Annotated in this window: 17 protein-coding genes; 6 read left to right on the top strand and 11 right to left on the bottom strand. The window is 72.3% G+C overall.

Going from position 1 to position 18,555, the window contains the following annotated elements:
• Positions 1-43 precede the first annotated feature (43 nt).
• Both ACPU2J_RS19850 and ACPU2J_RS19845 read right to left on the bottom strand, forming a co-directional pair.
• Positions 44-598 carry a NuoB/complex I 20 kDa subunit family protein gene (locus ACPU2J_RS19850; protein ID WP_030162005.1) on the bottom strand — a complete coding sequence of 185 codons (555 nt, stop codon included), beginning with the start codon at positions 596-598 and terminating at the stop codon, positions 44-46.
• A 14-nt stretch (positions 599-612) separates the two neighbouring features.
• Positions 613-972: an NADH-quinone oxidoreductase subunit A gene (locus tag ACPU2J_RS19845; protein WP_030010013.1), complete on the bottom strand. Its 360-nt coding sequence runs from the start codon at positions 970-972 to the stop codon at positions 613-615.
• Positions 973-1,735: 763 nt separating this feature from the next.
• Between ACPU2J_RS19845 and ACPU2J_RS19840 the strand changes: the two genes are divergently transcribed.
• Entirely contained in the window at positions 1,736-2,578 is an 843-nt protein-coding gene (locus ACPU2J_RS19840) for a C40 family peptidase (RefSeq protein WP_399821087.1), read from the top strand.
• A gap of 267 nt (positions 2,579-2,845) precedes the next feature.
• Positions 2,846-3,094 (top strand): hypothetical protein, encoded by a 249-nt coding sequence (locus ACPU2J_RS19835; RefSeq protein ID WP_365140227.1) that lies wholly within the window; start codon positions 2,846-2,848, stop codon positions 3,092-3,094.
• A gap of 46 nt (positions 3,095-3,140) precedes the next feature.
• Here the strand turns inward: ACPU2J_RS19835 and ACPU2J_RS19830 are convergent, their stop codons facing one another.
• On the bottom strand, positions 3,141-4,424 hold the full coding sequence (locus ACPU2J_RS19830; RefSeq protein WP_420079944.1) for a geranylgeranyl reductase family protein: 1,284 nt from the start codon (positions 4,422-4,424) through the stop codon (positions 3,141-3,143).
• 97 nt (positions 4,425-4,521) lie between these two features.
• Between ACPU2J_RS19830 and ACPU2J_RS19825 the strand changes: the two genes are divergently transcribed.
• Positions 4,522-5,046, top strand: coding sequence for a GNAT family N-acetyltransferase (locus tag ACPU2J_RS19825; RefSeq protein WP_361591241.1), 525 nt, complete (start codon positions 4,522-4,524; stop codon positions 5,044-5,046).
• Between the two features lie 74 nt (positions 5,047-5,120).
• On the opposite strand, the gene ACPU2J_RS19820 is transcribed toward ACPU2J_RS19825, so the two are convergent.
• Positions 5,121-6,050: a glutaminase gene (locus tag ACPU2J_RS19820; RefSeq protein ID WP_361591243.1), complete on the bottom strand. Its 930-nt coding sequence runs from the start codon at positions 6,048-6,050 to the stop codon at positions 5,121-5,123.
• 5 nt (positions 6,051-6,055) lie between these two features.
• Positions 6,056-6,748 carry a demethylmenaquinone methyltransferase gene (locus ACPU2J_RS19815; RefSeq protein WP_361591245.1) on the bottom strand — a complete coding sequence of 231 codons (693 nt, stop codon included), beginning with the start codon at positions 6,746-6,748 and terminating at the stop codon, positions 6,056-6,058.
• A 263-nt stretch (positions 6,749-7,011) separates the two neighbouring features.
• On the opposite strand from ACPU2J_RS19815, the gene ACPU2J_RS19810 reads away from it, so the two are divergent.
• Both ACPU2J_RS19810 and ACPU2J_RS19805 read left to right on the top strand, forming a co-directional pair.
• Entirely contained in the window at positions 7,012-7,917 is a 906-nt protein-coding gene (locus ACPU2J_RS19810; RefSeq protein WP_420079946.1) for a DUF3152 domain-containing protein, read from the top strand.
• 53 nt (positions 7,918-7,970) lie between these two features.
• Positions 7,971-8,411, top strand: coding sequence for a response regulator transcription factor (locus ACPU2J_RS19805; RefSeq protein ID WP_420079947.1), 441 nt, complete (start codon positions 7,971-7,973; stop codon positions 8,409-8,411).
• Here the strand turns inward: ACPU2J_RS19805 and ACPU2J_RS19800 are convergent.
• The 4 genes from ACPU2J_RS19800 to ACPU2J_RS19785 form a co-directional block, all read right to left on the bottom strand.
• On the bottom strand, positions 8,377-9,021 hold the full coding sequence (locus tag ACPU2J_RS19800) for an imidazolonepropionase-like domain-containing protein (RefSeq protein WP_420079948.1): 645 nt from the start codon (positions 9,019-9,021) through the stop codon (positions 8,377-8,379). The genes ACPU2J_RS19805 and ACPU2J_RS19800 overlap by 35 nt on opposite strands.
• 12 nt (positions 9,022-9,033) lie before the next feature.
• Entirely contained in the window at positions 9,034-10,233 is a 1,200-nt protein-coding gene (mqnC, locus tag ACPU2J_RS19795; protein ID WP_361591251.1) for a cyclic dehypoxanthinyl futalosine synthase, read from the bottom strand.
• Positions 10,234-10,310: 77 nt separating this feature from the next.
• Positions 10,311-12,068 carry a serine/threonine-protein kinase gene (locus ACPU2J_RS19790; protein WP_423833742.1) on the bottom strand — a complete coding sequence of 586 codons (1,758 nt, stop codon included), beginning with the start codon at positions 12,066-12,068 and terminating at the stop codon, positions 10,311-10,313.
• A gap of 203 nt (positions 12,069-12,271) precedes the next feature.
• Positions 12,272-13,135 (bottom strand): menaquinone biosynthetic enzyme MqnA/MqnD family protein, encoded by an 864-nt coding sequence (locus tag ACPU2J_RS19785; protein WP_361591255.1) that lies wholly within the window; start codon positions 13,133-13,135, stop codon positions 12,272-12,274.
• A gap of 237 nt (positions 13,136-13,372) precedes the next feature.
• Between ACPU2J_RS19785 and ACPU2J_RS19780 the strand changes: the two genes are divergently transcribed.
• On the top strand, positions 13,373-13,576 hold the full coding sequence (locus ACPU2J_RS19780; protein ID WP_030012116.1) for a cold-shock protein: 204 nt from the start codon (positions 13,373-13,375) through the stop codon (positions 13,574-13,576).
• Positions 13,577-13,757: 181 nt separating this feature from the next.
• Here ACPU2J_RS19780 and ACPU2J_RS19775 read toward each other — a convergent pair whose 3' ends face one another.
• On the bottom strand, positions 13,758-15,452 hold the full coding sequence (locus ACPU2J_RS19775) for a lytic transglycosylase domain-containing protein (protein WP_423833741.1): 1,695 nt from the start codon (positions 15,450-15,452) through the stop codon (positions 13,758-13,760).
• Positions 15,453-15,755: 303 nt separating this feature from the next.
• Positions 15,756-18,476, bottom strand: coding sequence for a PKD domain-containing protein (locus ACPU2J_RS19770; RefSeq protein ID WP_423833740.1), 2,721 nt, complete (start codon positions 18,474-18,476; stop codon positions 15,756-15,758).
• Between the last annotated feature and the right edge of the window lie 79 nt (positions 18,477-18,555).

Genomic DNA, 18,555 nt, shown 5'->3' with positions numbered 1-18,555 from the left:
TTGTCGTCGCCGGTGGCGCCGTTCTCCGGCTCGTGGGTCTCGCTCACCGGAGCAGCCCCTTCATCTCAATGGTGGGGAGGGCCTTGAGGGCGGCCTCTTCCGCTTCGCGGGCCGCCTCCTCCCGGTTCACGCCGAGCTTTCCGCCCTGGATCTTCTGGTGGAGCTTGAGGATCGCGTCCATCAGCATCTCGGGGCGGGGCGGGCAGCCGGGGAGGTAGATGTCCACCGGGACGATGTGGTCGACGCCCTGGACGATCGCGTAGTTGTTGAACATTCCGCCCGAGGATGCACAAACCCCCATGGAGATCACCCATTTGGGAGCGGGCATCTGGTCGTAGACCTGGCGCAGCACCGGCGCCATCTTCTGGCTGACCCGGCCGGCGACGATCATCAGGTCGGCCTGGCGCGGGGAGCCGCGGAAGACCTCCATGCCGAAGCGGGCCAGGTCGTAGCGGCCGGCTCCGGTCGTCATCATCTCGATGGCGCAACAGGCGAGGCCGAACGTCGCCGGGAAGACGGACGACTTGCGCACCCATCCCGCGGCCTGTTCGACGGTGGTGAGCAGGAAGCCGCTCGGCAGCTTCTCTTCCAGTCCCATGGGAATTCAGCCCCTCAGTCCCATTCCAGGCCGCCGCGGCGCCAGACGTAGGCGTAGGCGACGAAGACGGTGAGCACGAAGAGCAGCATCTCGACGAGCCCGAAGATCCCCAGGGAGTCGAAGGTGACGGCCCAGGGGTAGAGGAAGACAACCTCGATGTCGAAGACGATGAAGAGCATCGCCGTCAGGTAGTACTTGATGGGGAAGCGACCGCCGCCGGCCGGCATCGGTGTCGGTTCGATGCCGCACTCGTAGGCTTCCAGCTTTGCCCGGTTGTAGCGTTTTGGGCCGATCAGCGTGGCCATGACCACGGAGAAGATCGCAAACCCTGCGCCGAGGGCGCCGAGCACGAGGATGGGCGCGTACGCATTCACGCTCCTCGCTCCTTCCAGTCGTCCTTGACCGTTGGACCGCTGCCGGCGACGCGTGCCCCGCCTCGCGAAGATCGTGCACATGTGAGGCAGTTCACAAGCCGGACTGCTGCGCATCTTATGCCCGCTCGTCTGTGATCTGCGACACGGGTAACAACACCGAGTTTGTGATCTCCACCACCTGACGAACGATCATGAAGTCCGATGAGTGGTGATCTTCGTACGCGAAGCATCCGCATGATCACCAAAGGTGACATTCGAGCCCGTCTTCGCAGGTCGAAGGCGGGTTGCTCTATCAAACGATGGCGGGTGCAGGCAAATTGGCACGGGAGGCCGTCAGGTGATAAGGGGATCCGGGTCGCCCGGTCGGGGGAGCCCGTGCGTACGGAGGTGGACGCGGGGCAGACGCCGACGGAGCGGCCGGCGAGCACGTGCATCCGTTCACGAACCCTCTCGGCACCTTCACAGGAAGGTCACGGGCGGGCCACAGCGTCCACGACACGTGATGTTCCTGTGACCTGCGCCACTCTGAATCCGGCCTTCCGAAAGAGGGCTTGGCCATCTGTGCGGAGGGGTGGTAGTCCGTGGATCATTTCGGACTTAATTCTGAAACCCCATGATCACAGCCCTGTGAGGGCGTGTCCGTTTAGCCCGTTACGGCGTCAATAAGAAGCGCGGAGCGCCCGGTTCGCGCCGTTCGGACGCAACTGTGGCGCACCCCACGTTTCTTGAAGGGAACCCTGGCGCCCTGATACCGGTTGTCCTCATGTCCCACACCGCTCACATACCCAGCCACCGGAAGCCCCGCCGCAGCGCCTCGAAGCTCGCGGTCCGCGCCGGAGTTGCCGGTGGCGTCCTCAGCACCCTGGCCATGGCCGGCACGGCGAGCGCGTCCCCCGCCGAGCCCAAGACCGAGTCGACCCTCGAAATGCCGGTCCTCGACATGGACCTGGCCGCCGAGGTGTCCTCCGCCGTCACCACGGCCGCCGAGAACACCCGACTGGCGGCCGTCGAGGGCGAACTGACCGCCCAGGAGGAGAGCGCCCGCACGGGCGCCGCCGCCGAGGCCAAGCAGGCCAAGGAAGAGGCCCAGAAGGCCGCCGAGAAGAAGGCGAAGGAGGAGGCGGACCGCAAGGCCGAGGCCGAGCGCGCCACCCGCGACTCCGAGCGCACCTCGCTGAAGACCACCTCGGGCTCCGGCTCCGGTTCCGCCACGGCGCCGCAGGGCACGGGCACGGTCACCGCCCCGGCGACCGGCTCCGCCGCCGCCATCGTCAACTTCGCCCGCGCGCAGGTCGGCAAGGCGTACGTCATGGGCGGCACCGGCCCGTCCTCGTTCGACTGCTCCGGTCTCGTCCAGGCCGCCTACCGCCAGGCCGGCATCTCCCTGCCGCGCATGTCCCAGGCGCAGTCCTCCGCCGGCAAGTCCGTTTCCCTGAGCGCCCTGCAGCCGGGCGACATCCTCTACTGGGGCTCCAAGGGCAGCGCGTACCACGTCGCCGTCTACGTCGGCGGCGGCAAGTTCGTCGGCGCGCAGAACCCCAGCACCGGCATCGTCGAGCGCTCCCTGAGCTACGACAAGCCGACGGGCGCCGTCCGCGTCCTCTGACTGCTCCCCTGAGCCCCGCTCAGGCCGCGGCAGCACACACGGCCGAGGGCCGGTACTCCCCCGCTCGGGGGTGGAGTACCGGCCCTGGACCCGTTTCCCGGGCCCTGCCCGTCCTCCGGAGGCCCGCGCCGCCCGCCGGCGCCCTTCCCCCGCCCCCGGCCGCCGGCGCGGCCCTCAGCGGCCCCCTGCCGTTCGCGAGCGGGCCCGGCGCCCTGAGAGGATGGCGCCGCAGTCCGTCGAGCGTCCGACCCTGGAGGTAGTGGTCTCGTGGGCACACCGCCGTACGAACACCGCGGCGCCGGCGACCCGACCGCGGTCCGGGGCGCCCTCGGGCTCGCGCTGCTCGCCGTCGGCGGCTGGGTGCTGACCACCGTCCGGCCCTGGCAGAAGCCGGGCAGCGCCCTGGTGCTGGGGGCCGGCTGGACCGTCTCGGCCGTGCTCCTGCTGGGCGGGCTGGCGCTGCTCGCCCGCTGCGTGCGCACGGTGCACGGCGACGGCCCCGGCCCGCGGGACTGAGCACGGGGCCGGGGCCGCCGTCCGCGGACCGGGTGGTGGAGGCCCGTCAGGCCTTCGGGGCCACCTTGGAGAGGCCGTTGATGATGCGGTCCATCGCGTCGCCGCCCGTCGGGTCGGTCAGGTTCGCCAGCATCTTCAGCGTGAACTTCATCAGTAGCGGGTGCGTCAGGCCGCGCTGCGTCGCCACCTTCATGACCTTCGGGTTGCCGATCAGCTTCACGAAGGCGCGGCCCAGCGTGTAGTAGCCGCCGTAGGTCTCCTTGAGCACCTTCGGGTAGTTGTGCAGGGCCAGCTCGCGCTGCGCCGGGGTGGATCGGGCCTGCGCCTGCACGATGACGTCGGCCGCGATCTGGCCCGACTCCATCGCGTACGCGATGCCCTCGCCGTTGAACGGGTTGACGAGACCGCCCGCGTCGCCGACCAGCAGCAGGCCCTTGGTGTAGTGCGGCTGCCGGTTGAAGGCCATCGGCAGGGCCGCGCCGCGGATCGGCTGCGTCATGTTCTCCGGGGTGTAGCCCCAGTCCTCCGGCATCGAGGCGCACCAGGCCTTGAGGACCTCGCGCCAGTCCAGCTCCTTGAAGGCGGACGAGGAGTTGAGGATGCCGAGGCCGACGTTGGAGGTGCCGTCGCCCATGCCGAAGATCCAGCCGTAGCCGGGCAGCAGCCGGTCCTCCTGGCCTCGCCGGTCCCACAGCTCCAGCCAGGACTCCAGGTAGTCGTCGTCGTGGCGCGGGGAGGTGAAGTACGTGCGCACGGCGACGCCCATCGGGCGGTCCTCGCGGCGGTGCAGGCCCATCGCCAGCGACAGCCGGGAGGAGTTGCCGTCGGCGGCGACGACCAGCGGGGCGTGGAAGGTGACCGGGGTCTTCTCCTCGCCCAGCTTCGCCTGCACGCCGGTGATGCGGCCGGTACGGGCGTCGCGGACGGGCTCGCCGACGTTGCAGCGCTCGTACAGGCGGGCGCCGGCCTTCTGCGCCTGGCGGGCCAGGATCTCGTCGAAGTCGTCACGCTTGCGGACGAGTCCGTACTCCGGGTAGGAGGCGAGTTCCGGCCAGTCCAGCTGCAGGCGCTGTCCGCCGCCGATGATCCGCAGGCCCTTGTTGCGCAGCCAGCCGGCCTCTTCGGAGATGTCGATGCCCATCGCGACCAGCTGCTTGGTGGCGCGCGGGGTCAGTCCGTCGCCGCAGACCTTCTCGCGGGGGAACGCCGTCTTCTCCAGGAGCAGGACGTCCAATCCGGCCTTGGCGAGGTAGTAGGCGGTGGTCGAGCCGGCAGGCCCTGCCCCGACGACGATCACGTCCGCGGAGTGTTCGGAAAGGAGCTCGGTCACTGCGGGGTCTCCCGAAGGCTCGATATAGGGTGCCAGGCGGCACCGGACATGTGCAGTCTATGCAGCGAGAGAGATCGCGATCCGAAGGGTGCCTCCGATGACCACCTCGCCGACCCGGCCGCTCCCCGCCGCGCAGCTGCGCGTACCGACGGACGAGGACGCCCACGCCTGGCACCGGGCCTTCGACGACCCGGACGTCATGGAGTTCCTGGGCGGCCCGGCCGAACTGTCCCTGTACGAGGAGTTCACCGCGCGCCAGCGCCTGCACGACGCCCGGCTCGGCTACTGCCTGTGGACCGTGCTGGACGAGGAGGGCGCCGTGATCGGCTTCACCGGCGCCCAGCCGTGGCCGCGGGAGGACTGGGGTCCGGTCGGGGAGATCGAGATCGGCTGGCGGCTGGCCCGCCCCGCCTGGGGCCGCGGGTACGCCCACGCCGCCGCCCTGGCCACGCTGGAGCGGGTCAGGGAGGCCGGGGTCCCGCACGTGGTGGCGATGATCGACGCCCGGAACGCGCGTTCGGTGGCGGTGGCCGAGCGCCTGGGAATGACCCTGGCCGAGGAGTTCACCTCGCCGCGCGGCAACCCGGGGCTGCGCTACGCCCTGGACCTGCGCACCCGCTGACGGCCGCGGGCGCGCCGTGCGGGGTCCGGGGTCCGGGCCGGGAACTCCCCGGCCCGCACGCCCCGTACGGCGCGTCAGAAGACGGACAGGCCCGTCAGGGTGGTGAAGCGGTCGAGGGCGGCCACGCCCGCCACCGAGTTGCCCCGGGCGTCCAGGCCGGGACTCCACACGGCCAGGGTGCACTGGCCGGGCACGACGGCGACGATGCCGCCGCCCACCCCGCTCTTGCCGGGCAGCCCGACGCGGTAGGCGAACTCGCCCGCCGCGTCGTACGTCCCGCAGGTCAGCATCACGGCGTTGATCTGCTTCGCCTCGCTGCGGGTCAGCAGCCGCGAGCCGTCGGCCCGCAGCCCGTGGCGGGCGAGGAAGCGCCCGGCACGGGCCAGGTCCGCGCAGGTCATCTCGATCGAGCACTGCCAGAAGTAGTGCTCCAGCAGCGCGGGCACCGGGTTGTCGATGTTCCCGTACGAGGCCATGAAGTGGGCGACGGCCGCGTTGCGGTCGCCGTGCTCCTGCTCGGACGCGGCGACCTCGGCGTCGAAGCCTATGTCCGGGTTCTGGCTCTCCTGCCGCAGGAACTCCAGCAGTTCGCTGCTCGCGTCGCCGGTCAGGGTCTGCAGCCGGTCGGTGACGACCAGGGCGCCCGCGTTGATGAACGGATTGCGCGGGATGCCGTTTTCGTACTCCAGCTGCACGAGCGAGTTGAACGGGTTGCCGGAGGGCTCCCGGCCGACCCGCTCCCACAGGCTGTCGCCGCCCTCGGCCAGCGCCAGGGCGAGCGCGAACACCTTGGTGATCGACTGGGCGGAGAAGGGCACCTGCCAGTCGCCCACCCCGAAGACGTTGCCTTCGAGGTCGGCGACGGCCATGCCGAACCGGCGCCGGTCCACGGCGGCGAGTGCCGGGATGTACTCGGCCGGGGTGCCGCTGCCGATCAGCGGGGCGATGTCGGCCGCGATCTGCTTCAGCAGGGGCCCGTAGTCCGTGGGAGCGACGTCAGGCACGGTGGTCAGTCCTTGATGCCCCGGTGCAGGGCGACGATGCCGCCGCTCAGGTTGCGCCACGCGACCCGGGACCAGCCGGCCTTCTGCAGCAGCGCGGCCAGGGCGGGCTGGTCGGGCCAGGCGCGGATGGACTCGGCGAGGTACACGTACGCGTCGGGGTTCGAGGAGACGGCGCGGGCCACGGGCGGCAGGGCGCGCATCAGGTACTCGGTGTAGACGGTCCGGAAGGGCGCCCAGGTGGGCTGGGAGAACTCGGAGATGACGACCTGGCCGCCCGGCTTGGTCACCCGGTACATCTCGCGCAGTGCCGCTTCGGTGTCCTGGACGTTGCGCAGCCCGAAGGAGATCGTGACGGTGTCGAAGACGTCGTCGCGGAACGGCAGCCGGGTCGCGTCGCCGGCGGTCAGCGGCAGCCAGGAGTGCTTCTTCTTGCCCTCCGCGAGCATGCCGAGGGAGAAGTCGCAGGGGACCACGTACGCACCGGTCGCGGCGTAGGGCAGCGAGGAGGTCGCGGTGCCCGCGGCCAGGTCGAGGACCTTCTGCCCGGGACGGGCGTCGACCGCCCTGGCCGCTGCCTTGCGCCAGACCCGGTCCTGGCCGAGGGAGAGCACGTCGTTGGTGAGGTCGTAGTTGGCCGCGACCCTGTCGAACATGGAGGCGACTTCGTGCGGCTGCTTGTCCAGGGAGGCCCTTGTCACTGGCGTTCGCCCCTCGGTGTGCGTGCGTTCCGGCGGATGGGTCCCCATCCTCTCAGGCCGTCCGGCCCGTCCCGTCGCGGGCTCCGCGGTGCCGCGCCGTGGCGGAGCCGTACCGGAGCGTAGAACTGTTCCGAAGGCCAGTTACGGCCCGTGCCCGCCGACGCGTTGACTGCCAGGGTGCGGCCCGGTGAGGGTCACCCTCCGGATCAGCACCCGAGTCGTGGCGGTTCCGGCAGTGGCCGCCGCGAACAGAGGGCTTCTTGATGCCGGCAGGCCATTCCACCGGTCGTTCCCGCAGCACCGGCCCGCGCGCCAGACGCAGGGCCGAGCGGCGCAGACGGCTGCGGCGCACCATCCTCCTGGGCTCGGCCGCGCTGGTCGCGGCCTCGGCGACCGCCTACGCCCTGCTGCCCGAGGACGGCACGACCACGACGGCCAAGGCCCGGAAGACGGCCTCGCCCGAGCCCGGCGACGGCGACACCGACGCCGCGGGGAACCCGGTCCCGCAGGGCGGCGCGAAGTCCCCCGAGGCCCAGAAGTCCGCGGCCGCCCCCTCCCCGCAGCCCTCCGGCTCCCCCAGCTCCTCCCCCGCGGCGCCGGCGACGCCCGCCCGGCCCGGGGTGTTCACGGCGTCGACCGTCGCCGGCGGCCCGCAGGGCAAGGGGCCCGCGCGGCGGTGGCGGATCGAGGTCGAGGAGGGCAGCGGCGTCGATCCCGAGTCGGCCGCCCGCTCGGTCGAGGCGATCCTCGGGGACCCGCGCGGCTGGACCAGGGACCCTGCGTACGGCTTCCAGCTGGTGGGGGCGGGCCAGCCCGTGGACTTCACCGTGAAGATCGCGACGCCCGCGACGACGGACCGGCTGTGCGAGGTCGTCACCCCCGAGCTGATCGGCGAGACCAACTGCCGGGCCGGCCACACCGTCGTGGTGAACCTCAAGCGCTGGAAAGAGGGGTCGCCCCAGTTCAACGGCACCCCGGAGGAGTACCGGGCACTGATCGTCAACCACGAGGTCGGGCACGAACTGGGCCGCAACCACGAGAGCTGCCCGGGCCCCGGAAAGCCGGCTCCTGCGATGATGCAGCAGATCAAGGGTCTGCTCGGCTGCAAGTCCAACGCCTGGCCGTTCGACGAGAACGGAACCTATCTGTCGGGTCCACCCGTCCTCTAGGGAAAGGCCGGCCCCCGCAGGGGCCGACCGGGGGGCATCGAGGAGTGGAAACCGTGCGCGTCGTCAGCTTCAGCGTCCCTGCGTGGTTCCCCGCCTACGACGACGAGGACGGCCCGCCGGGACCGGGCGGGGAGCACCCGGCCGAGGCCCTGCTGACCGAGCAGGAGTCCGCGGTGTTCCTGTGTCTGGCCACCGGGGCCTCCAACCGGGAACTCGCCCTGGAGCTCCAGCTGTCCGTCAGCACGGTCAAGTTCCACGTCGTGAACATACGCGCCAAGCTGGGCGGGATCAGCCGCCTCCAGGCCTGCCTGCTGGCCGCCCTGGCCCGCGAGAGCGCCCGGCCGGGCGGAGGCGCCACCGGGGCCTGGATCCCCGGCCCCCGGACCCCGGGCGACGGGACCCCGGACGCCGCCCCGGCACCGGACGACCGGACCTGCGGGGATCCGACGGCGCCGGACCTCAGCGACGGCGGTGCAGCAGCCGTCCCCCGATGACCGTGGCCACGCAGGTGGCCGATCCCCGCTCCAGCAGCTCGGCCTCGTCGGCCGCCGCGAACACCGCGAAGCGGGCGAGCGCGCCCGGCTCCAGGATCCCGTGGAAGGCCTCCGCGGCCGTCTTCCGCCCGGCGAGGGGATCCAGGTCCGGCCGCCCCTCGTAGGGAGCGGGCGGCAGGATGGTCAGGCCCGAACGGGAGACGGCCGTGCGCACCGCCCCGACCGTGAAGCGCCCGCACACGGCCACCACCCCGCGCGCCAGCAGCCGCTGCGTACCGCGCCGGGCGCTGTGCCCCCAGCGCGGCTCGGTCATCTTCAGCGCCTCCAGCGCCTCCGGCCCGCTGATCGGGTCCGCGCCGAGCTCGGTGGTCTCGTACGGGTCGTCCGGGTAGTACGTCCGCTCCAGCAGCTCGTCCGCGCCGCGCACCAGCAGCCCCGGCGTGAGCACGCCGGGCCAGCGCCGGACCCGGGCGTGCGGGTACGCCGAGAAGACCTCCTCGTACGGGCCGGTGCGGGCGATCCGGTCCCCCTCGACGAGGACGGCGCCGCCGGGCAGCGCGGCGGCTCCCGGCCCGGGGACGAGGAGTTCGGCCGTGTGCAGCGTGAGCATCGCGGGGCGCGGTCAGTTGGCGGAGATGAGCTTCAGCTCGGGGTGCGCCGTGCCGCCTTCGAGCGCGGTGGAGGAGATGTGCGAGACCACGCGCTCGTCGACCGGGTCGTTCGCCGGGTCGTCGTGCACCAGCAGGTGCTCGTACGTCGTGGCGCGCTGCGCCGGGGTGCGGCCCGCCTTGCGGATCAGGTCGATGATCTCCTGGCGGTTGGAGCGGTGCTTGGCACCGGCCGAGGAGACGACGTTCTCCTCCAGCATGATCGAGCCGAGGTCGTCCGCGCCGTAGTGCAGCGAGAGCTGGCCCGCCTCCTTGCCCACGGTCAGCCAGGAGCCCTGGATGTGGGCGATGTTGTCGAGGAACAGGCGCGCGATGGCGATCATGCGCAGGTACTCGAAGATCGTCGCCTGGGTGCGGCCCTTGAGGTGGTTGTTCTCGGGCTGGTAGGTGTACGGGATGAACGCGCGGAAGCCGCCCGTGCGGTCCTGCGTGTCCCGGATCATCGCGATGTGCTCGATGCGCTCGGCGTTGGTCTCGCCGGTGCCCATCAGCATGGTGGAGGTGGACTCCACGCCCAGCTCGTGGGCGATCTCCATGATCTCCAGCCAGCGCTCGCCGGACTCCTTCAGCGGGGCGATGGCCTTGCGCGGCCGGGCCGGCAGCAGCTCGGCGCCGGCGCCCGCGAAGGAGTCGAGGCCGGCGGCGTGGATGCGCTGGATGGCCTCCTCCGCGCTCACTCCGGAGATGCGGGCCATGTGCTCGACCTCGGACGCGCCGAGGGAGTGGATGACCAGCTGCGGGAAGGCCTTCTTGATGGCGGAGAAGTGGTGCTCGTAGTACTCGACGCCGTAGTCCGGGTGGTGCCCGCCCTGGAACATGATCTGCGTGCCGCCGAGCTCGACGGTCTCCGCGCAGCGGCGCAGGATGTCGTCGAGGTCGCGGGACCAGCCCTTCTTGGCGTCCTTGGGGGCCGCGTAGAAGGCGCAGAACTTGCACGCCGTGACACAGACGTTGGTGTAGTTGATGTTGCGCTCGATGATGTACGTCGCGATGTGCTCGGTGCCGGCGTAGCGGCGGCGGCGCACCGCGTCGGCCGCCTGGCCGAGCGCGTGCAGCGGCGCGTGGCGGTAGAGGTCGAGCGCCTCTTCCTGGGTGATCCGGCCCCCCGCTGCGGCGCGGTCGAGGACAGACTGGAGAACGGCCTGGTCGGTCACCGGGAGTCACCTTTCGGCGGTGTGTCTGTGTCAAGGTCCGGACCGAGCCAGCCTACGCCAGGGGCCGGCGGCGGGTTTCAGGGGCTGCGGGTGAGGTCTCCCTCGGGGTTCCCGGCCGGGCCGTCACCCGACTTGTAGTGCAGCGTCCCGTCGGCGTTGAGGGTGAAGCGCTCGTCGGCGGAGCCGTTCGAGCAGATCCCGGGAGCCGGGTTGGTGCCGCCCGCGGTGTCCAGAACCACGGAACGGTCGGTGGCCGAGGCCAGCTTCCAGTCGCCGCTGCAGTCGGCGCCGAGGACGGCCGCCACGGGCGCGTCGCGGCCGACGACCTCACCGACCCGGCCGGCCTTGATGGTGATCTCGAACTCCATGGAGAGCCCGAACCGGGCGGTGGTGACCGTGCCCTTCCACGTGCCGATGAGCTCCTTGGGCACCTCGCCGCGGGTGCCCTGGGGCGCCGCGGAACCGGAGGCGTTACCGCCGGGGGTGGCGGCCGGGGCCGACGAGGCCGATCCGGCCGCGGCGGGCGCCGAGGCGGAGGGCCGTCCCCCGGAGTCGGCCAGGTCTCGTTGCCCGCCGCGCTGCCCGGGCAGCAGGTCCAGCCAGTAGATCCCGCCGGACACCACGGCGAGCACGGCGGCCGCGGCCAGGACGAGGGTGCAGCTGAACCGGCGGCCCGCGGCCCGCAGGCTCACCTGCCGTCCTCCGGGGGCGGTCCGGGGCTGCGGCACCCCGCCGCCGCCGGCGGGGCCGGGGCCGCCCTCGTCGTGCGTCGGCGGGCCGTAGGGGCCGCCGGTGCCCGGCTGCCCGTACGAGGGGTCCGGTGCGCCGAAGCCGCCCGCGGCGGGGGCGTACGACCCGGCGGTGAACGGGACCGGGCCCGAGGCCGCCTCCGGAGCGGCCGCGGCGGGGGCCGGGGCCGCGGCGGGGGCCGGTCCGGCCGCGGGGGCGTCGGCGTCCAGGTCCAGCAGGGCGACCGCGGCCCGGCTGGCCTCCTCGACCAGGGGCGCGGGAAGCCAGCCGGGGGCGCCGAGCGCCCGGCCGAGGGCTGCCGCGACCTCCCCGGGGGCCGGCCGGTCGGCGGCGGTCTTGGCCAGGCAGGACTCGATGAGCCCGCGCAGCTCCCCGGCGGGGAGCGCCCCGAGCTCGGGGGGTTCGTGCACCACCTTGTAGAGGAGGGTGGCCGAGTTGTCCCCGGTGAAGGGGGGCTGCCCGGTGGCCGCGAAGGCCAGTACCGCGCCCAGCGAGAACACGTCGGCCGCCTCGGTGACGCCCTTGCCGAGGATCTGCTCGGGCGCCATGTAGCCGGGGGAGCCGACGGAGACACCGGTGGAGGTGAGCGAGGCGGTGCTGTCCGAGGCCCGGGCGATCCCGAAGTCGATCAGCCGCGGCCCGTCGAGGGTGAGCATCACGTTGGACGGCTTCACGTCCCGGTGCACGAGGCCGAGGCCGTGCACGGCCACCAGGGCGCGCGCCAGGCCCGCGCCGACGGCCCGCACCGAGACCTCGGGCAGCGGCCCGTACGAGGCGACCGCGCGGTCCAGGGAGGGCCCGGCCACATACCCGGTGGCCACCCACGGCACCGGGGCGTCGGGGTCGGCGTCCAGCACCGGCGCGGTCCACTCCCCGCCGACCCGGCGGGCCGCCGCCACCTCGCGGCGGAAACGGGCCCGGAATTCCTCGTCGGAGGCGAAGTGCGGGTGGACGATCTTGACGGCGACGGTCCGGCCGCCCGCGCTGCGCCCGAGGTAGACCCGCCCCATGCCACCCGCGCCGAGCCGGCCGAGCAGCCGGTACGCGCCGATCGTCCGCGGCTCACCGGCTTCCAGCGGATGCATGGTGTCCCCCAATTCCCCGTGCTCCCGGGCACCTTGTGACACCCGTCCGAACAGCACCCTAGGGGCAGGAGGGTGACGGGAGGCGCTCCGTACCCCTTTTACATTTTCCGTTCCAGGGCGGAGGAATGCGGAATCATCGGGAATTCCCGGGAAACCGGTCATTCACCGTGCGGGCCCTTTGGATCCACCTCCCGGTAAACCGATCACCCCTCCAGCACCGCGGCCCCCAGCAGCTCCACGGCCACATCCGCGGGATAGCCCGTCGTCGGTCCGGTACGGCGCGCGAATTCCCGTACGCCGGCCAGCTGATCGGGTCCGAAGCGGAAGTCGAGCGTCGTGAAGTACCGCTCCAGCAGCGCGGCGTCGAAGGCCTCCCAGCGGGCCGCCTGTTCGGCGACCTTGGTGACCTCCTCCAGAGAGAGGTCGCGGGAGGCGAGGAAGGCCTCGTGGACCTTCTGCACGACGGCCGGCTCACGGGCGAGGTAGTCCTTGCGGGCGGCCCAGACGGCGAAGACGAACGGCAGCCCGGTCCACTCCTTCCACATCTGCCCGAGGTCGTACACGGTGAGCCCGAGCCGGGGCGCGTCGTGCAGCGAGGCGCGCAGCGCGGCGTCGCCGATGAGCACGGCCGCGTCGGCCTCCTGCATCATCACGCCCAGGTCGGGCGGGCAGGTGTAGTAGTCGGGCCGGACGCCGTACTGCTCGGCGAGCAGCAGCTGGGCCAGGCGCACGGACGTGCGGGAGGTCGAGCCGAGGGCGACGCGGGCTCCGTCGAGCCGGTCCAGCGGGACCTGCGAGACGATCACGCAGGACATGACGGGGCCGTCGCAGCCGACCGCGAGATCGGGGAAGGCGACGAGCCGGTCGGCGTTGCGGAGGAATTCCACGAGCGTGATCGGGGCGATGTCGAGCTCGCCGTCGACCAGTCTCCGGCTGAGCTTCTCCGGGGTGTCCTTGGTCAGCTCCAGGTCCAGCAGCGTGCCGGTTCTGGCGAGCCCCCAGTAGAGGGGCAGGCAGTTCAGGAACTGAATGTGGCCGACGCGGGGCCGGCTGCGGTAGACGTCCACATCGCGAGACTAGTCCCCGGGTCGGCGTCAGCCTTGCGGCGGGTCTCAAACGTCCGGGTGACGTGATCTTTCCCTCTGGTCTCCGCCGCGGGGTGCGTGCTAGGCTCGACGCAAGTTGCAGTTTGGTTTCCCTTGCAGTACGAGGCCTGCGGAGAATGTGACCCGCAGGCTTTTGTAGTTTTCAGACTTCTTAGCAGGTTCTGGAGCAGGGCGACCCTTTGGCCCATAGGAGGGCTCATGGCTACCGGAACCGTGAAGTGGTTCAACGCTGAAAAGGGCTTCGGCTTCATCGCCCAGGACGGCGGCGGCCCGGATGTCTTCGTCCACTACTCCGCGATCAACGCCTCTGGCTTCCGCTCCCTGGAGGAGAACCAGACGGTGAACTTCGACGTCACGCAGGGTCCGAAGGGCCCGCAGGCGGAGAACGTCACCCCGGCCTAATCGCCTGGGCCAACCTCATCGCGGTTGGATAGCAGTACCCAAGGAGCCCCGTCCCCTCTGCGCGAGCAGAGCGGCGGGGCTCCTGCCTTTCCCCTCCCGGGCCGGCTCCCGGCGGGGGGGGCGCATACGCCCGGGGCCCGCACCGTCACACGGTGCGGGCCCCGGGCGTATGCGTGTCGGGCTACTTCGGGGTGTCCGTCTCCGGGGCCGGGGTGGCGGCCGGAGCGGTCACCTCGACCTTCAGGATCAGGGTCACGCCGTCCGGGGTGACGAGACGGAAGGTGTACGGGCCGGGGGCGAGGCCGGTGTCCGTGAACAGCTCCGGCAGGATGATCCGGCCGTCGGCCGCGGTCTCGGCCAGCTTCAGGCCGAAGACCTTCTTCCCGGCCGCGTCCTTGAAGTACGGGCCCTTCGCGGTCGCGGGGTCGGCCGGCACCCAGATGCTGCCCCGCTCCTCGCCGAGGCCGATGGAGGCACCGGTCACCGCGACCGGCTTGCCCTTGGCCGTGGCACGGACCTCGACGTCCTTCAGGCTGCCGCCGGCGACGACGGTGAGCGGCTTGGAGCCCTCGGGCCGGGACAGCAGGTCGGCGACCGGCGCGGTGACCTTGCCCGTGAAGTTCACGGAGAGCCGGCTGGTGGTGTCGTAGGCGGCGGCGCGCAGCGTGAACGTGCCCGCCCGGCTGCCCGCCTTCAGCCCGGGGGCGGCGGCGGTGCCGTCGGCGGCCGTCTTGACGACCAGGGACTTCTCCGTGCCGAAGAGGGTTCCGGTGGTGTCCTCCTCGACCGCGAAGACGACCTCCTGGCCGACCGCGGGCTTGCCGTCGCTGAGGACCACCTTGACCCGCGGGACCTCGGTGAAGGCCGCCCCGGCCTCGGCCGTGAGACCCGGGCCGCCGAGCACGGTGAGCTCGGCCAGGTGCGGCGTCGCCGGCTTGGACGGGGTGGGCGTCGGCGTGGGGGTCGGAGTCGGCGTGGGCGTCGGCGTGGGCGTCGGCTTCGGCTTCGGCTTCGGCGTGTGGGTCGGCGTGCCCGCCTGCCCGCCCACCGGGGTGGGCGACGGGCTGGGCAGGGTGCCCGTCTGCTGCGGCGGGTAGTTCCCGACGGGCGGGTTCGCCACCTCGACGGCGCCGCCGTGCTGGTACTGGCGCATGTAGCCGAGCACGGTGTTCACGTACTCGCGGGAGTTGTTGTAGCTGAGGATCGCCGCGTCCAGCTTGGCGGGGTTCGACAGGTCCCGGTCGCCCGCGCACAGGTAGAGGCCGGCGCCCAGGGCCGCGTCGTAGATGTTGTTCGGGTCGCGCTTGGAGTCGCCGTTGCCGTCGGCGCCCCACGTGGCCCACGTGGAGGGGATGAACTGCATCGGGCCCACGGCGCGGTCGTAGACGACGTCCGCGTCGAACTCGCCGCGGTCGGTGTCGCGGATCTCCGCGAAGCCGTTGCCGTCGAGGCGGGGGCCGCGGATCGGCTTCTCGGTGTACCCGTCGGCCTTGAGCCCGTAGCCGGACGCGTGGACGGACTCCACGCGGCCGATGCCCGCGAGGAGCTGCCAGGGCAGCTTGCAGCCGGGGAGGGCCGCGGCCACCGACACCTCGGCCCGGTTGTAGGCGTCGAGGGCGGTCGCGGGTATGCCGCTGGCCCCCTCCGGGGCGCCCGCGCCGGCGGCCGGCGGCGGGTCCGCCACGATGTCGGGCAGGTCCAGCCGGGCGTCACCGCGGTCGGTGGCCTGCGGGCTGTCCGGGGTCGGTTCGGACTCCCCCGCGTCGGCGGTCCCCGGAGTGGACACGACCGCGGCAGTGGTCAGGCTGGCCGCGAGCGCGGCCGTGCACAGGACCTTGCGCGAGGTGTTGACGATGTGGCGGTGAAGCGGCTTCACAGTGCGGCGATCCCCCCAAGGAGCCGTTCAGGTCGTACGGCCGGTCCGGCCGTGAATATCCACTGTCTATCAGGTATTCGGACCCGACTCGCCGTCCCCCCGGCAGTTGTGACGCACCATTCGTCTCGGCTTCACCGCGTCCCCACGACCGAACGCACAACGGGCCCTGCGGTGCGCCCCGTTTGCCCCGCTGCCGCCCTCTTTCGTCCGTACCGGAGCCCGATCGTCGAACGGCCGGAGCCCCGGCCGCCGTCGTGTGCGGCGTCCGGGGCTCCGGTACGGGTGCGGGTTCCGCGGCGGGTGCTAGCCGTTGACGAAGTAGCCCGACAGGTCGGTGATCACGTGGTTGCTGCCGCCCCAGCTGTTCCAGATGCTCACCTTGCCGTCGCCGACGGGGGTGATGACGTGGTTCGGGACGGTTTCACCGGGACGGGTGTTGAGGCTGCTCGCCTCCGGGCGCAGCGCGCCGGATCCGTACACCGTCAGGAATCCCGGCGCGGTGGTGTCGGTCGCGGTGACGTTCAGCGCCGCGCCGATGGCGTCCGCGGGCAGGCCGGTGACGGTGGCCGTGGCGCCGGGGTCCAGCTTGCCCGTGGTGCGGGTGTCGGCGAGCCGCTGGGGCACCGAGGGGACGAAGCGGCCGTCGGCCAGGCTCCGGTAGTAGCCGACGGTGTCCACGACGAGGTGGGTGGATCCGGCGTTGTTGTAGAGGGTGATGGTGCCGTCCGGGCCGACCGGCACGATGACCTGGTTGGACTTGTCCTTGCCGGGCTCCGGGTTGAGGTGGGAGCTGCCGGGCCGGCGGTCCGCCTGGGGGTAGGCGATGACGTGCGTGTCGGTCGTGGCGCCGGTGGAGGTCAGGTTGAGCGCGACCGCGGTGGCGTCCGGGGGGACCAGGCCCACGCCCGCGACCTTCACGGTCCGGGTCTGGCCGGCGCCCAGCGCGCCGCCCGTGGTGCGGGTGTCGACGGCCCGCCTCGGCGGGGTCGGGCTGAACCGCTCGCCGGCGTTGGGCTGGTAGTAGCCGACGAAGTCGACGACGAGGTGCCCGCGGCCGGAGTTGAGCTGGGCGGAGACCTTGCCGTCGGCCCCGACGGGGACGGTGACGGTGTTGGAGGAGGTGGCGCCCGCGCGGACGTTCACGTTCGAGGTCGCCGGACGCTGCTGGCCGGTGGGCCAGACGTTGAGGTGGGTGTCCTCGGTGGTGCCGGTGACGGTCACGTTCAGCACGACCGCGCTCGCCCCGGCGGTGTGGCTGACGCCCGAGCTGTAGTAGTGGACCGGCAGGTTCAGCAGGGCGGGGGTGCCGGCCTGCACGGGGGCGTTGCCGGTGCGGGTGTCGAGGACGCGCTGCGGCGCGACGGGCAGGTAGCCCGCCGGGGTGTAGGCCGCCCGCACCGTCCCGGTGGTGGTGGAGGTGGCTCCCTTGACGTCCTTGAGGGTCACCGTCACCTTGTGGTCGCCCGGCTGCCGGTAGGTGTGCCGGACGGGCTCCAGCGCGGAGAAGGTCTCCTTGGTGCCGTCGCCGAAGTCCACGTCCAGCTGCCGGACCGGCCACGGGGCGGCGGTGGTGCGCGGGTCGACCTCGACCGTCAGCGGGAGCACGAGCGCCTTCGGGTCCTGGGCGCTCGGCAGGAACGGCCGGGAGGTGAAGGCGGCGGCGAGCGGGCCGGCCGCGGCCGCCCGGGCCGTCTGCTGGGTGGTGAGCGTCTGGCCGGCCTCGTTCTGCGCGGACACCTTGACCGTGCACTCGCACGGCGAGCGGTAGGCGTGCGTCGCGGTGCGCTCCTTGGTGACGACCGGGGCGGACCCGTCACCGAAGTCGTAGGTGTAGGTGAGGGGGCCGGCCCAGGCGCTGACCGCCGTGGCGGTCGCCTTCACCGGGGTGCCGACCGGCGCCCAGGGCTGATCCAGTTCGGCCGTGATGCTCTCCAGCCAGTTCTGGCCCTCGCGGGCGCCCCGGTCGAGGTACCCGCCGTCCTTGCCGGTGTTGGGCACGCGCAGGTCGTCGACGACCGGGTAGCCCCGCGAGTCGGTGGGGAGCACGCCCGGCGCGGTCGCGTCGGCCGAGTCGACGGACTGCGCGGCGACCGTGGCGGTGGAGGCGAGGACGATGTCCCGGGCACCCTGCCCGGTCGCGGCGTGGAAGGCGTCCCGGTCCGCGTGGGCGGTGCCGGCCCAGTCGTAGGCGACGTGGTCGGCGCGGCCGGTGCCGGCGATCAGGTTGTGGTCGGCGCGGGTGCCGGGGGTGGCGCTCGACGCCACGGACAGGCCGACGCGCCGTCCGGGCGTGGTGCACTTGGTGGGCGCCAGGTCGCTGATCACGTTGTTGAACAGCGCTGAACCGGCCGAGCCGCCGGCGAGCGAGACCGCCGCGACGCAGTTGAGGTAGACCGAGTTGTTGGTGACGACCGTGCCGGGGGCGTCCACGGCGGCGACGGCCGCGTCCTGGTCCCCGTAGATCACGTTGTGGCTGACCACCGTGCGGGCGGCGCCTCCCTCGACGCGTACGCCGTAGAGCGTGCTGCGGCTGACGCGCACGTCCTCGGCCCCCGCGCCGACGACGAGGGAATCGCTGTCACGGGCCACGGAAATGCGGTCGAGTTCCACGTGGGAGGAGCGGGTGACGCGGGCCGCGCCGTCGGTGCTCAGGCCGCGGATCACCACGTGCGAGGCGCCGTCGACGACGAGGTCCTTGTCCGGGCCCAACCGCCACGTGGCGTTCGCGGGCCCGTCGGCCATGAAGGTGATGGGCTTGCCCGGCTCGCCGGAGCGGTTGACCGTCAGCCCCTCCTTGTACGGGATGCCCGACACGACCCGTACGGTCTGACCGGGCGCGACGACCGCGGCGGCGGCCGCGATCGTGCAGTAGGGAACGGCCTGCGTGCCGGGTCCGGCGTCGGAGCAGCCGGTCCGGTTGTTCACGAACAGGGTGTCGGCACTGCCGGCGGCCGCAGCCGCCGGGGCGCCGAGAAGGGTGACGAGACCTGCGGTCAGCAGGGCCGTCGCACGGGTGGGACGCACCAGAAGGGTTTCCTTCAAGCCAGAGGTGAGGTGAAGCCGCGAAGGCCGCGGCGCCGCACGACTGGTAGACGTTCTGTTC

Origin of the sequence: Streptomyces manipurensis, assembly GCF_049570255.1 — a bacterium.
Classification (GTDB): Bacteria; Actinomycetota; Actinomycetes; order Streptomycetales; family Streptomycetaceae; genus Streptomyces; species Streptomyces manipurensis.
This window is presented reverse-complemented; position numbering and strand designations above follow the sequence as displayed.